This window comes from Pseudomonas sp. NS1(2017), assembly GCF_002269425.1.
GTDB classification, from domain to species: domain Bacteria; phylum Pseudomonadota; class Gammaproteobacteria; order Pseudomonadales; family Pseudomonadaceae; genus Aquipseudomonas; species Aquipseudomonas reactans.
In genome coordinates, this window is record NZ_CP022960.1 from 2,562,515 (window position 1) to 2,575,835 (window position 13,321).

Consider the following 13,321-nt stretch of genomic DNA (forward strand, 5'->3'; position numbering starts at 1 on the left):
ATACGGCAGGCATAAAAAAAGAGACCCGAAGGTCTCTTTTTTCACACGGTTCACACCTTACAGGCTAGAGATCCGCGCATGTTGCTCCGCCAGCTTGCCAAGGGCCTGTTCAGCCTCGGCCAGCTTGGCGCGTTCTTTCTCGATCACTTCAGCCGGTGCCTTGTCGACAAAGGCCGCGTTGGACAGCTTGCCGCCCACGCGTTGCACTTCGCCTTGCAGGCGGCCGATTTCCTTGTCGAGACGTGCCAGTTCGGCAGCCTTGTCGATCAGGCCGGCCATCGGCACCAGCACTTCCATCTCGCCGACCAGTGCGGTCGCGGACAGTGGTGCTTCTTCGCCGGCCGCCAATACGGTGATCGACTCCAGCTTCGCCAGCTTCTTGAGCAGCGCATCGTTCTCGGTGAGACGACGCTGGTCTTCGGCACTGGCGTTCTTCACAAACACCGCCAATGGCTTGCCCGGCCCGATGTTCATCTCGGCACGGATGTTACGCGTGCCCATCATCAGGGTCTTGAGCCATTCGATATCGCTTTCGGCTGCCTCATCGATGCGCGCTTCGTTGGCCACCGGCCAAGGTTGCAGCATGATGGTCTTGCCTTCGATACCGGCCAGCGGCGCCAGGCGCTGCCAGATTTCTTCGGTGATGAACGGCATGAACGGGTGCGCCAGACGCAGCGCCACTTCCAGTACGCGCACCAGGGTGCGACGGGTGCCGCGCTGGCGTTCGACCGGCGCGTTTTCGTCCCACAGCACCGGCTTGGACAGTTCCAGGTACCAGTCGCAATACTGGTTCCAGATGAACTCATACAAGGCCTGCGCGGCCAGGTCGAAACGGAACTGGTCGAGCTGGCGGGTCACTTCGGCTTCGGTGCGCTGAAGCTGCGAAATGATCCAGCGGTCGGCCAGGCTCAGCTCATAGGCTTCACCGTTCTGGCCGCAGTCTTCGCCTTTATCCAGCACGTAGCGCGCGGCGTTCCAGATCTTGTTGCAGAAGTTGCGATAACCTTCGACGCGGCCCATGTCGAACTTGATGTCGCGACCGGTGGAGGCCAGCGAGCAGAAGGTGAAGCGCAGGGCGTCGGTGCCGTAGCTGGCAATGCCGTCGGCGAACTCGTCGCGGGTCTGCTTCTCGATCTTCTTCGCCAGTTTCGGCTGCATCAGGCCCGAGGTGCGTTTCTGCACCAGGGTTTCCAGGTCGATGCCGTCGATGATGTCCAGCGGGTCCAGGACGTTGCCCTTGGACTTGGACATCTTCTGGCCTTGGCCATCACGCACCAGGCCGTGCACGTACACGGTCTTAAACGGTACCTGCGGCGTGCCGTCCTCGTTCTTCACCAGGTGCATGGTCAGCATGATCATCCGGGCAACCCAGAAGAAAATGATGTCGAAACCAGTGACCAGCACGTCGGTGGAGTGGAATTTCTTGAGGAATTCGGTCTGCTGCGGCCAGCCCAGGGTGGAGAAGGTCCACAGGCCGGAGCTGAACCAGGTGTCCAGTACGTCGTTGTCCTGTTGCAGCGCAACGTCGGCACCGAGGTTGTGCTTGGCACGCACTTCGGCTTCGTCGCGGCCTACATAGACCTTGCCCGACTCGTCGTACCAGGCCGGAATGCGGTGGCCCCACCACAACTGACGGCTGATGCACCAATCCTGGATGTCGCGCATCCACGAGAAGTACATGTTTTCGTACTGTTTCGGCACGAACTGGATGCGGCCATCTTCCACGGCGGCGATGGCAGGTTCTGCCAACGGCTTGGTGGACACGTACCACTGGTCGGTCAGCCACGGCTCGATCACGGTGCCGGAACGGTCGCCCTTCGGCACTTTCAGGCCGTGATCGTCAACGCTCACCAACAAACCGGCAGCATCGAAGGCGGCGACGATTTGCTTGCGCGCTTCGAAACGGTCGAGACCGGCGTATTCAGCCGGGATCTTGCCGTCGATGCTCTCGTTCAGCGTGCCGTCCAGGTTGAACACCTGGCAGGCTGGCAGTACGGCGGCGTTTTTGTCGAAGATATTCAGCAGCGGCAGGTTGTGGCGCTTGCCGACTTCGTAGTCGTTGAAATCGTGGGCCGGGGTGATTTTCACGCAGCCGGTGCCGAATTCAGGGTCGCAGTAGTCGTCCGCGATGATCGGGATGCGACGGCCGACCAACGGCAGCTCGACGAACTTGCCGATCAGCGCCTGGTAGCGTTCGTCGTTCGGGTTAACCGCGACGGCGGCGTCGCCGAGCATGGTTTCCGGACGGGTGGTGGCGACGATCAGGTAGTCGTTGCCTTCAGCGGTCTTGGCGCCATCGGCCAGCGGGTACTTGAGGTTCCACAGGAAACCTTTCTCGTCGTGGTTTTCCACTTCGAGGTCGGAAATTGCCGTGTGCAGCTTGGTGTCCCAGTTGACCAGGCGCTTGCCGCGGTAGATCAGGCCGTCTTCATGCAGGCGCACGAAGGCTTCTTTCACGGCTTCCGACAGGCCGTCGTCCATGGTGAAGCGCTCGCGGCTCCAGTCGACGGACGAGCCCAGGCGACGGATCTGACGGCTGATGTTGCCGCCAGACTGGTCTTTCCATTCCCAGATCTTTTCCAGGAATTTCTCGCGCCCCAGGTCGTGACGGTTCTGGCCGGTGGCTTCGAGCTGGCGTTCCACCAGCATTTGCGTGGCGATGCCGGCGTGGTCGGTGCCCGGCTGCCACAGGGTGTTGCGGCCCTGCATGCGGCGGAAACGGATCAACGCATCCATGATCGCATTGTTGAAGCCATGGCCCATGTGTAGGCTGCCAGTGACGTTCGGTGGCGGAATCATGATGGTGTAGGAATCGCCCGCGCCTTGCGGGGCGAAATAATTCTCGGATTCCCAGGTGTTGTACCAGGAAGTTTCGATGGCGTGCGGCTGGTAGGTCTTATCCATGCGCGGCGGGACCCTAGTTGGCATTTATTCAGGAAAGCCGGCAAGTATAACGGGGGATAGGGGAGAGGGGTAGGAGCGAGCAAAATCGCTCCTGATAAGACTTATGACTGGTATTGGCTCAACAACCGTTCCATCCGCGCATCCAACCGACGCTTGATCTCGGTCTCGATATGCGGCGCAAAGTCGTCGATCACGTCTTGCATGATCAACTGCGCAGCAGCGCGCAGTTCGTTGTCCAGATGCAGCAGCAGGGCGTCTGGGCCTTTTTCAGCGGGGGCAGGTTCGACGGCGGGGGCAACCGCAGCGGGCTCCGGCGCGACGGGTTTGCCGCCGACCATGTCGAACAACAGCGGAATCTGTACCTCACCCTCGACCGATTCGGTCAACAGCGGCGGTTGCAAGTCATCATCACCGAGCAACTGACGGATCGACTCCAGGTCGTCCAGCAGGTGGTCGTCTTTTTTTATGGGGTTGGGATTGTCCATCATGTACTCAAAGTCGTTGTAGCCGGTGATCTTGCAGAGGATAGCCCTGTTCGCGGTAGAAACGGAAACTCTCCCGCGCGGCCTGACGAATCGCCGGGTCTTCCACCACCACTTCCGCCACACGGGCGAAGGCCTTGGCGAACGGCGGTACTTTCAGGTCCAGGTTGACCAGCAGGTCCTGGTGATCGCCACAACTGTCGCCTAAACCCAGGACAACCAGGCCGTCGGGTTCGGACTCGGCGGGGCCGTGAGGCACGAAACTTTCGCCCTTGAAGCGCCACAGTCGGGCATCCAGCTCATCGCGTTGGGCGGCATCGCTGCAATGCAGGTAGATGCGGTGGCCCATGCGCCAGGCTTTTTCGGTGAGTTTGCAGGCAAAGTCCAGGCGCGCGAGCGGGTCGGCGCTGGGCAATATATAGAAGTCGACTTGGGTCATTGCGGTTCCTGAAACACCTCAAGAACTGTAGGAGCGAGCTTGCTCGCGAAGAACGTTAACGATGACGCGTTTAATCAGGATTAACGCGTTGTCCTCAAGGTTTTCGCGAGCGAGCTCGCTCCTACAGGGTTAGGCCTTGGCGCGATCCAGCAGGTACTGGGTCAGCAGGGGAACCGGACGGCCGGTTGCGCCCTTGTCCTTGCCGCCGCTGGTCCAGGCCGTGCCGGCGATGTCCAGGTGCGCCCAGTTGAAGTTCTTGGCAAAGCGCGACAGGAAGCACGCAGCGGTGATGGTGCCAGCTTTCGGACCGCCGATGTTGGCGATGTCGGCGAACGGGCTGTCCAGCTGTTCCTGGTACTCATCGAACAGCGGCAGTTGCCAGGCGCGGTCGTCTGCGGCTTTGCCGGCGCTGAGCAGTTGTTCGATCAGCTCATCGCTGTTGCCCAGCAGGCCGGAGGTGTGCGAACCCAGGGCGACGATGCAGGCACCGGTCAGGGTGGCGATGTCGATCACGGCCTGTGGCTTGAAGCGCTCGGCGTAGGTCAGGGCATCGCACAGCACCAGGCGGCCTTCGGCGTCGGTGTTGAGGATTTCGACGGTCTGGCCGCTCAGGGTGGTGACGATGTCGCCCGGACGGGTCGCGCCGCCGCTCGGCATGTTCTCGGCGCAGGCCAGGATGCACACCAGGTTGATCGGCAGCTTGAGTTCCAGCACGGCGCGCAGGGTGCCGAACACGCTGGCGGCGCCGCCCATGTCGTACTTCATCTCGTCCATGCCCAGGCCCGGCTTGAGGCTGATGCCGCCGGTGTCAAAGGTGATGCCTTTGCCGACCAGGGCGTAAGGCTTCTCGGACTTCTTGCCGCCGTTGTATTGCATCACGATCAGGCGTGGCGGCTGGTCGCTGCCCTGGCCCACGGCATAGAACGAGCCCATGCCCAGTTCCTTGATCTTTTTCTCGTCCAGCACTTCGACTTTCAGGCCTTTGAACTCTTTGCCCAGCGCCTTGGCTTGTTCGCCCAGGAAAGTCGGGTGGCAGATGTTCGGCGGCAGGTTGCCCAGGTCGCGGGTAAACGACATGCCATTGGCGATCGCAGTCGCATGGGTCACGGCGCGCTCGACTTCAGCCTGGGCGGCCTTGATGGTCAGCAGGGTGATTTTCTTCAGGGCGCGGGGTTCGGCCTTGGTGCTCTTGTACTGGTCGAAAATGTAGCCGCCGTCCACCAGGCTCTCGGCCAGCAGGCGGGTCTTGCCGTAGCTGTCACGGCCTTTGACCACGACTTCATCGAGTGCCAGCGTGGCGTCAGTGCCGCCCAGGCCCTTGAGAGTGGTGAGGATGCCGCTGATGATTTTGCGGAACGGACGGTCGCCCAGTTCAGCGTCCTTGCCCACGCCCACCAGCAATACGCGGTCGGCTTTCAGGTTGGGCAGGCTCTGCAGCAGCAGGCTCTGGCCGACTTTGCCGGCCAGGTCGCCGCGCTTGAGCACTGCGCTGATGGCGCCGCCGCTGAGTTCGTCGAGTTGCTTGGCGGCAACGCCGAGCTTGCGGCCTTCGCCGATGGCGACCACGAGGGTGGCGGTTTTCAACGTTTCGGGGCTAACGCTTTTTACAACCAATTCCATTTTCGGGTCCCTTATAAAGGTCGGTTAGCCAGGAGTCTGTACTCCGGCTTTAATACCAGGCAGCTGTGTAAACCGCCGGCGACAAAGGCCGCAGTTTGAACCTCGCCGGCGGAGGCTGACAACCCTTGTCACCCGCTTTGTGCATGCGCATGAGGTTGCGCAGTGACAGGCGCGGTCAATCACAGGATAATGCGCCATCTTTTTAGCCGGTCCGTGCAAACGGGCTGACTCGGTATGCTTGCTTGTTTGGCCGCCTTAGCCTGACAACCCTGGAGTGTCTGGTTTGATCGTCTTCCGTTATCTGTCCCGCGAAGTCCTGTTGACCCTGAGTGCCGTGAGTGCGGTATTGCTGGTCATCATCATGAGTGGTCGTTTCGTCAAATACCTGGCCCAGGCTGCCTCCGGCGCTCTGGATCCGGGCTCGCTGTTCCTGATCATGGGCTTTCGTCTGCCGGGCTTCCTGCAGTTGATCCTGCCGCTCGGCCTGTTCCTCGGGATCCTGCTGGCCTACGGCCGCTTGTACCTCGAAAGCGAGATGACCGTGCTCTCGGCCACCGGCATGAGCCAGCAGCGCCTGCTGGGCATGACCATGATCCCGGCCGCCGGCGTTGCGCTGATCGTGGCCTGGCTGAGCCTGAGCCTGGCCCCTCAGGGCGCCATGCAGTTCCAACTGGTACTGAATAAACAGGACGCGATGACCGAGTTCGACACCCTCGAACCCGGCCGCTTCCAGGCGCTCAATGATGGTTCGCGGGTGACCTACACCGAAACCCTGACCGACGACCGCGCCAACCTGGGCGGTGTGTTCATCTCCGAGAAACGCCTGGGGCAGGACAAGAAAGACCGTGGCATTTCCGTGCTGGTGGCTGATTCCGGTCGCCAGGAAGTGCGTCCTGACGGCAGCCGCTACCTGATCCTGGAAAATGGCTATCGCTACGATGGCAGCCCGGGCATGGCCGATTACCGTGCGATCAAGTACGACACCTATGGCGTGATGTTGGCGCGCCCGGATATCAGTGACGAAGTCACCGACCGCGACGCCATCCCGACCACCGATTTGTTCGGCAGCAAGGAACTGCGCTCGATTGCCGAGCTGCAATGGCGGATTTCCTTGCCGCTGCTGGTGTTCATCGTGACCTTGATGGCGGTGCCGCTGTCGCGCGTCAACCCGCGTCAGGGCCGCTTCCTCAAGCTGTTGCCGGCGATCCTGCTGTACATGGCGTACCTCACCATCCTGATTTCCGCCCGTGGTTCCCTGGAGAAGGGCAAGCTGTCGCCGACCCTGGGCCTGTGGTGGGTGCACGGGATCTTCCTGGTGATTGGCCTGGGCCTGCTCTATTGGGAACCGATCCGTTTGAAAATGATGAGCCGTCGTGGCCAGAAGGAGTTGGCTCGTGGCTAAGCTCGATCGCTACATTGGTAGCAGCGTACTGATCGCCATCCTGGCGGTATTGGGCATCATCCTCGGTCTGGCTTCGCTGTTCGCCTTTATCGATGAAGTCGGCAACGTCACTGACACTTACACCGTGTGGGACGTGCTGAGCTACGTGGCCCTCACCGCGCCGCGCCGCCTCTACGACATGATGCCGATGGCCGCGCTGATCGGCTGCCTGATCGGCCTCGGCAGCCTGGCCAGCAACAGCGAGTTGACCATCATGCGCGCCGCCGGCGTGTCCATCGGTCGTATCGTCTGGGCGGTCATGAAGCCCATGCTGCTGCTGATGGCGTGCAGCGTGTTGATCGGTGAATACGTCGCGCCGCCGGCTGAAACCACTGCCCAGGCCAATCGTGCCCTGGCCCAGGGGTCGGGCGATGCGCAAAGCTCCAAACACGGCCTGTGGCACCGCCAGGGTGATGAATTCATCCACATCAACGCCGTGCAGCCGGGTGGCCTGTTGATTGGTGTCACGCGTTATACGTTCGACAAAGAACGTCACCTGCTGGAGTCAAGCTTCGCCAAACGTGCGCAATACGGCAGCGAAAAATGGCAACTCAGCGACGTCACTACGACCTACTTCCGTAATATCGACCAAGGCACCAAGGCCAGTACCGAAGTGATCAATGTGCCGAGCCAGGAGTGGGATATCGCCCTCAAGCCGGAACTGTTGAATACCGTGGTGATGATCCCCGAAAGCCTGCCGATCTCCGGGCTGTGGGGGTATATCCACTATCTGAAGGATCAGGGCCTGAACAATGGCCGCTACTGGCTGGCATTTTGGGTCAAGGTGTTGCAGCCGGTGGTGACCGCTGCACTGGTGCTGATGGCCATTTCCTTCATCTTTGGTCCGTTGCGTTCCGTGACCCTGGGTCAACGCGTATTCACAGGCGTGCTGGTGGGCTTCACCTTCCGTATTGCCCAGGACCTGCTCGGCCCGTCGAGCCTGGTGTTCGGCTTCTCGCCGCTGTTTGCGGTGCTGGTGCCCACGGCCATCTGTGCCCTGGCCGGCTTCTGGCTATTGCGCCGGGCCGGTTGATTGCGCGCTTATGAACAAAAAATGCCCCGGTCGAGAGATCGGGGCATTTTTGTTCTGGTCAGCAAAGATGACGTCCGGCCCGGGCATCAGGTACAATTCCCGGCTATTTTTCAGCGGGCAATCTGCCTGCAGCCTTTTTGAGTGTTGATCCGTGAGTGATTTGAGTCATATCCGCAATTTCTCCATCATCGCCCACATTGACCATGGTAAGTCGACGCTGGCCGATCGATTCATCCAGATGTGCGGCGGCCTTGCCGAGCGTGAAATGGAAGCCCAGGTACTGGACTCCATGGACCTCGAACGCGAGCGCGGGATCACCATCAAGGCCCACAGCGTTACGCTGTATTACAAAGCCAAAGACGGCATCACCTACCAGCTGAACTTCATTGACACCCCAGGCCACGTCGACTTCACCTACGAAGTCAGCCGGTCCCTGGCGGCCTGTGAAGGTGCCTTGCTGGTGGTTGACGCAGGGCAGGGTGTGGAAGCGCAGTCGGTTGCCAACTGCTACACCGCGATCGAGCAGGGCCTGGAAGTCATGCCCGTGCTGAACAAGATCGACCTGCCTCAGGCCGAGCCAGAGCGCGTCAAGGAAGAGATCGAGAAGATCATCGGCATCGACGCCACCGACGCCGTCACCTGCAGCGCCAAGACCGGCCTGGGTGTCGACGAAGTGCTTGAACGCCTGGTGCAGACCATTCCAGCCCCGACCGGCAACTACGAAGATCCGCTGCAAGCGTTGATCATCGACTCCTGGTTCGACAACTACCTGGGCGTTGTCTCCCTGGTACGCGTGCGCCACGGCCGTGTGAAGAAGGGCGACAAGATCCTGGTCAAGTCCACCGGCAAGATCCACCTGGTGGACAGCGTCGGTGTCTTCAACCCCAAGCACACCGCGACCGTTGATCTGAAAGCCGGTGAAGTAGGCTTCATCATCGCCGGTATCAAGGACATCCACGGTGCGCCGGTGGGTGACACCCTGACCCTGAGCTCCACGCCGGATGTCGACGTGCTGCCAGGCTTCAAGCGCATCCAGCCGCAGGTCTACGCGGGTCTGTTCCCGGTCAGCTCCGATGATTTCGAAGACTTCCGCGAGGCTCTGCAAAAGCTGACCCTCAACGACTCGTCGTTGCAGTACACCCCGGAAAGCTCCGACGCACTGGGCTTCGGCTTCCGCTGTGGTTTCCTGGGCATGCTGCACATGGAAATCATCCAGGAGCGCCTCGAGCGCGAATACGACCTGGACCTGATCACCACCGCGCCAACGGTTATTTTCGAGTTGTTGCTGAAAACCGGTGAAACGATTTACGTCGACAACCCGTCCAAGCTCCCGGATCTCTCGGCGATCGAAGACATGCGCGAGCCTATCGTGCGGGCCAACATCCTGGTTCCGCAGGAGCACTTGGGCAACGTTATTACCCTGTGCATCGAAAAACGTGGCGTGCAGCGCGACATGCTGTTCCTCGGCACCCAGGTCCAAGTGACCTACGACATGCCGATGAACGAAGTGGTATTGGACTTCTTCGACCGCCTCAAATCCACCAGCCGCGGCTATGCTTCGTTGGATTACCATTTCGACCGTTACCAATCGGCTAATCTGGTGAAACTGGATGTGTTGATCAACGGCGACAAGGTCGATGCCCTGGCCCTGATCGTGCACAAGGACAACGCGCACTATAAAGGTCGCCAGTTGACCGAGAAGATGAAAGAACTGATTCCGCGCCAGATGTTCGACGTCGCGATCCAGGCCGCCATCGGCGGGCAGATCATTGCGCGGACCTCCGTCAAGGCACTCAGAAAGAACGTACTGGCCAAATGCTACGGCGGTGACGTAAGCCGTAAGCGCAAGCTGCTTGAGAAGCAAAAAGCCGGTAAAAAACGCATGAAGCAAGTAGGTAACGTGGAAGTTCCACAAGAAGCCTTCCTTGCGGTGCTCAGGTTGGATAGTTAGGTCCTATGTCGCTAAATTTCCCGCTGTTGCTGGTCATCGCCGTTGCCGTTTGCGGTCTCCTGGCGTTGCTCGATCTGGTGTTCTTCGCCCCGCGTCGGCGGGCGGCTATCGCGTCCTATCAGGGCAGCGTCAGCCAGCCCGATGGCGTGGTGATCGAGAAGCTGAACAAAGAGCCTTTGCTGGTGGAATACGGCAAGTCGTTCTTCCCGGTGTTGTTCATCGTGCTGGTGCTGCGTTCGTTCCTGGTGGAACCGTTTCAGATCCCCTCGGGGTCGATGAAACCTACCCTGGACGTCGGCGACTTCATCCTGGTGAACAAGTTTTCCTACGGGATCCGCCTGCCGGTGATCGACAAGAAGGTCATTGAAGTCGGTGACCCGCAGCGTGGCGATGTGATGGTGTTCCGCTATCCGAGCGACCCGAACGTCAACTACATCAAGCGTGTGGTCGGCCTGCCGGGCGACGTGATCCGCTACACCGGCGACAAGCGCCTGTTCATCAATGGTGAGTCGGTGGCCGAGAAACTGATCGGTTCCGAGCCGAACAGCCTGGGTAGCGCTGAGCTGTACCAGGAAAAACTCGGTGCGGTGGAGCACGAAATCCGCAAGGAAATGAGCCGTTACCGTGCCCAGCCTGACGGCCAGTGGACAGTGCCGGCCGGGCACTACTTCATGATGGGCGACAACCGCGACAACTCCAATGACAGCCGGTACTGGGATGACCCCAACATTCCCAAGGACCTGCTGGGCATGGTTCCCGACCAGAATATCGTCGGCAAGGCCTTCGCGGTCTGGATGAGCTGGCCGGAACCCAAACTCAGCCACTTGCCGAACTTCTCGCGGGTCGGGCTGATCAAGTAATACAGGCGGCGCTGTGAACACAGCGCCGAATGCTTTTCTGGGGTGGGGACAAATCTGTCCTGCCTCATGCTGCACCAATCAGGATTTGAATTTGAACACTGCGTCAATCGTCGATGGCCGCCGGTGCCACCAAACAGATATGGGTAAACCGTGAGCGTTTCTTTAAGTCGTCTCGAGCGCCAGCTCGGCTACACCTTCAAGGACCAGGAATTGATGGTCCTTGCCCTCACACACCGCAGCTTTGCAGGGCGCAATAACGAGCGCCTGGAATTCCTTGGTGATGCCATCCTCAATTTCGTCGCCGGTGAGGCCCTGTTCGAGCGCTTCCCGCAAGCCCGTGAAGGCCAGCTGTCGCGTTTGCGCGCCCGCCTGGTGAAAGGCGAGACCTTGGCGGTGCTGGCCCGTGGTTTCGGCCTGGGTGAGTACCTGCGCTTGGGCTCCGGTGAGCTGAAGAGCGGCGGTTTCCGCCGCGAATCGATCCTGGCCGACGCCCTCGAAGCGCTGATCGGTGCCATCTACCTCGATGCAGGCATGGAAGCGGCCAAGGAGCGCGTTACCGCGTGGCTGACCTCCGAGATCGAGAGCCTCACGCTGGTCGACACCAATAAAGATCCCAAGACCCGCCTGCAGGAATTCCTGCAGTCCCGTGGTTGCGAACTGCCACGCTACGAAGTGGTGGATATCCAGGGTGAGCCGCATTGCCGCGTGTTCTTCGTGGAATGTGAAATCACCTTATTGAACGAAAAAAGCCGAGGTCAGGGTGTGAGCCGTCGTATTGCCGAACAGGTAGCGGCCGCTGCAGCACTGATTGCCCTGGGCGTGGAGAATGGCCATGACTGATTCAACCGCAACACGCTGTGGCTATGTTGCCATCGTCGGCCGCCCGAACGTGGGCAAGTCCACGCTGCTGAACCACATCCTCGGCCAGAAGCTCGCGATTACCTCGCGCAAGCCGCAGACCACCCGCCACAACATGCTGGGCATCAAGACCGAAGGCAACGTGCAAGCGGTCTACGTCGACACTCCAGGCATGCACAAGGGTGGCGAGAAGGCCCTGAACCGCTACATGAACAAGACCGCTTCGGCGGCGTTGAAAGACGTCGACGTGGTGATCTTCGTGGTCGACCGCACCAAGTGGACCGACGAAGACCAGATGGTCCTGGAGCGTGTGCAGTACGTCACCGGCCCGTTGATCGTCGCGTTGAACAAGACCGACCGCATCGAAGACAAAGCCGAATTGATGCCGCACCTGAGCTGGCTGCAGGAGCAACTGCCGAACGCGCAGATCATCCCGATCTCGGCCCAGCACGGCCACAACCTGGAGGCGCTGGAGCGTGTGATCGCCGAGCACTTGCCGGAGAACGAGCATTTCTTCCCGGAAGACCAGATCACCGACCGCAGCAGCCGTTTTCTTGCCGCCGAACTGGTGCGCGAGAAAATCATGCGTCAGATGGGCGCCGAGCTGCCGTACCAGATCACCGTCGAGATCGAAGAGTTCAAGCAGCAGGGCAAGACCTTGCACATCCATGCGCTGATCCTCGTCGAACGTGATGGCCAGAAGAAGATCATCATTGGCGACAAGGGCGAGCGCATCAAGCGCATCGGCACCGAAGCGCGCAAGGACATGGAATTGCTGTTCGACTCCAAGATCATGCTCAACCTGTGGGTGAAGGTGAAGGGTGGTTGGTCCGATGATGAGCGTGCACTGCGTTCCCTGGGCTACGGCGACCTGTAAGCGCCTTTCGGTAACGCCGCAAGTCAAAATGTGGGAGCGGGCTTGCTCGCGAATACGGTGTATCAGTGATGAATGTATCGACTGACACCCCGCCTTCGCGAGCAAGCCCGCTCCCACATTGGAAAGTCGCAGTTTTCAAGACCGTGCTTGTCAGCGAGAACCCAATGTCCCAATCCCCACCCCCCAGCCAACTCGCCTACGTCCTGCACAGCCGCGCCTACCGCGAGACCAGCGCCCTGGTGGACTTCCTCACGCCCCAAGGCCGCCTGCGCGCTGTCTTGCGCAGTGCGCGGGGCAAGGCGGGCACGCTGGCACGGCCATTCGTGGCCCTGGACGTGGAGTTTCGCGGCAAGGGCGAGCTGAAAAACGTTGGTCGCATGGAAAGCGTCGGCACCTCTGCCTGGCTCAATGGCGAAGCGCTGTTCAGCGGCCTCTACCTCAATGAACTGTTGATCCGCCTGCTCCCTGCCGAAGACCCGCACCCGGCCGTCTTCGATCACTACGCTGCCACCTTGTTGGCCCTGGCCGAAGGGCGTCCATTGGAGCCTCTGCTACGCGCCTTCGAATGGCGCCTGCTCGACGACCTGGGCTATGGCTTTGAATTAAACAACGACCTGCACGGCAACCCCATCGCCGCCGACGGCATGTACCGTCTGCAGGTCGACGCCGGCCTGGAGCGTGTATACCTGCTGCAACCGGGTCTGTTCCAGGGCACCGAACTGCTGGCCATGAGCGAAGCCGACTGGACCGCCCCCGGCGCGCTGTCTGCCGCCAAGCGCCTGATGCGCCAGGCCCTGGCCGTGCACTTGGGCGGACGGCCGCTGGTCAGTCGCGAGTTGTTTCGAAAGCCCTGACA

The 13,321-nt window shown here is 60.5% G+C and carries 11 protein-coding genes; 7 read left to right on the top strand and 4 right to left on the bottom strand.

Annotated features, from left to right (window positions below):
- Positions 1-57 precede the first annotated feature (57 nt).
- The 4 genes from CI807_RS12155 to CI807_RS12170 form a co-directional block, all read right to left on the bottom strand.
- A complete protein-coding gene (locus CI807_RS12155; protein ID WP_095014826.1) occupies positions 58-2,904 on the bottom strand; it encodes a valine--tRNA ligase in 2,847 nt (948 codons plus the stop codon).
- A gap of 101 nt (positions 2,905-3,005) precedes the next feature.
- Positions 3,006-3,389, bottom strand: coding sequence for a DNA polymerase III subunit chi (locus tag CI807_RS12160; RefSeq protein ID WP_095014827.1), 384 nt, complete (start codon positions 3,387-3,389; stop codon positions 3,006-3,008).
- 7 nt (positions 3,390-3,396) lie between these two features.
- Complete coding sequence (locus tag CI807_RS12165) at positions 3,397-3,825, bottom strand: DNA polymerase III subunit chi (protein WP_033902453.1); 429 nt, start codon at positions 3,823-3,825, stop codon at positions 3,397-3,399.
- A gap of 129 nt (positions 3,826-3,954) precedes the next feature.
- Entirely contained in the window at positions 3,955-5,445 is a 1,491-nt protein-coding gene (locus CI807_RS12170; protein ID WP_095014828.1) for a leucyl aminopeptidase, read from the bottom strand.
- Between the two features lie 283 nt (positions 5,446-5,728).
- On the opposite strand from CI807_RS12170, the gene lptF reads away from it, so the two are divergent.
- From lptF to recO, 7 genes are all read left to right on the top strand, one after another.
- A complete protein-coding gene (gene lptF, locus CI807_RS12175) occupies positions 5,729-6,847 on the top strand; it encodes an LPS export ABC transporter permease LptF (RefSeq protein ID WP_016978267.1) in 1,119 nt (372 codons plus the stop codon).
- Positions 6,840-7,919, top strand: a complete 1,080-nt coding sequence (lptG, locus tag CI807_RS12180; protein ID WP_095014829.1) for an LPS export ABC transporter permease LptG — start codon at positions 6,840-6,842, stop codon at positions 7,917-7,919. The genes lptF and lptG overlap by 8 nt, the downstream gene beginning before the upstream one ends.
- A gap of 151 nt (positions 7,920-8,070) precedes the next feature.
- Complete coding sequence (lepA, locus tag CI807_RS12185) at positions 8,071-9,870, top strand: translation elongation factor 4 (RefSeq protein ID WP_028618986.1); 1,800 nt, start codon at positions 8,071-8,073, stop codon at positions 9,868-9,870.
- 5 nt (positions 9,871-9,875) lie between these two features.
- Complete coding sequence (gene lepB, locus CI807_RS12190) at positions 9,876-10,730, top strand: signal peptidase I (RefSeq protein WP_016978269.1); 855 nt, start codon at positions 9,876-9,878, stop codon at positions 10,728-10,730.
- Between the two features lie 150 nt (positions 10,731-10,880).
- Positions 10,881-11,570 carry a ribonuclease III gene (gene rnc, locus CI807_RS12195; protein WP_016978270.1) on the top strand — a complete coding sequence of 230 codons (690 nt, stop codon included), beginning with the start codon at positions 10,881-10,883 and terminating at the stop codon, positions 11,568-11,570.
- Positions 11,563-12,465 carry a GTPase Era gene (gene era / locus CI807_RS12200; RefSeq protein ID WP_028618988.1) on the top strand — a complete coding sequence of 301 codons (903 nt, stop codon included), beginning with the start codon at positions 11,563-11,565 and terminating at the stop codon, positions 12,463-12,465. Before rnc ends, era begins: the two co-directional genes overlap by 8 nt.
- Before the next feature lie 164 nt (positions 12,466-12,629).
- Positions 12,630-13,319, top strand: coding sequence for a DNA repair protein RecO (recO, locus tag CI807_RS12205; protein WP_095014830.1), 690 nt, complete (start codon positions 12,630-12,632; stop codon positions 13,317-13,319).
- The last annotated feature ends 2 nt before the right edge of the window (positions 13,320-13,321 follow it).

Coding starts and splice junctions, on each gene's coding strand:
- CI807_RS12155 (WP_095014826.1), bottom strand. CDS start 2,904: ATGGATAAGACCTACCAGCCGCACGCCATCGAAACTTCCTGGTACAAC.
- CI807_RS12160 (WP_095014827.1), bottom strand. CDS start 3,389: ATGGACAATCCCAACCCCATAAAAAAAGACGACCACCTGCTGGACGAC.
- CI807_RS12165 (WP_033902453.1), bottom strand. CDS start 3,825: ATGACCCAAGTCGACTTCTATATATTGCCCAGCGCCGACCCGCTCGCG.
- CI807_RS12170 (WP_095014828.1), bottom strand. CDS start 5,445: ATGGAATTGGTTGTAAAAAGCGTTAGCCCCGAAACGTTGAAAACCGCC.
- lepB (WP_016978269.1), top strand. CDS start 9,876: ATGTCGCTAAATTTCCCGCTGTTGCTGGTCATCGCCGTTGCCGTTTGC.
- era (WP_028618988.1), top strand. CDS start 11,563: ATGACTGATTCAACCGCAACACGCTGTGGCTATGTTGCCATCGTCGGC.
- recO (WP_095014830.1), top strand. CDS start 12,630: ATGTCCCAATCCCCACCCCCCAGCCAACTCGCCTACGTCCTGCACAGC.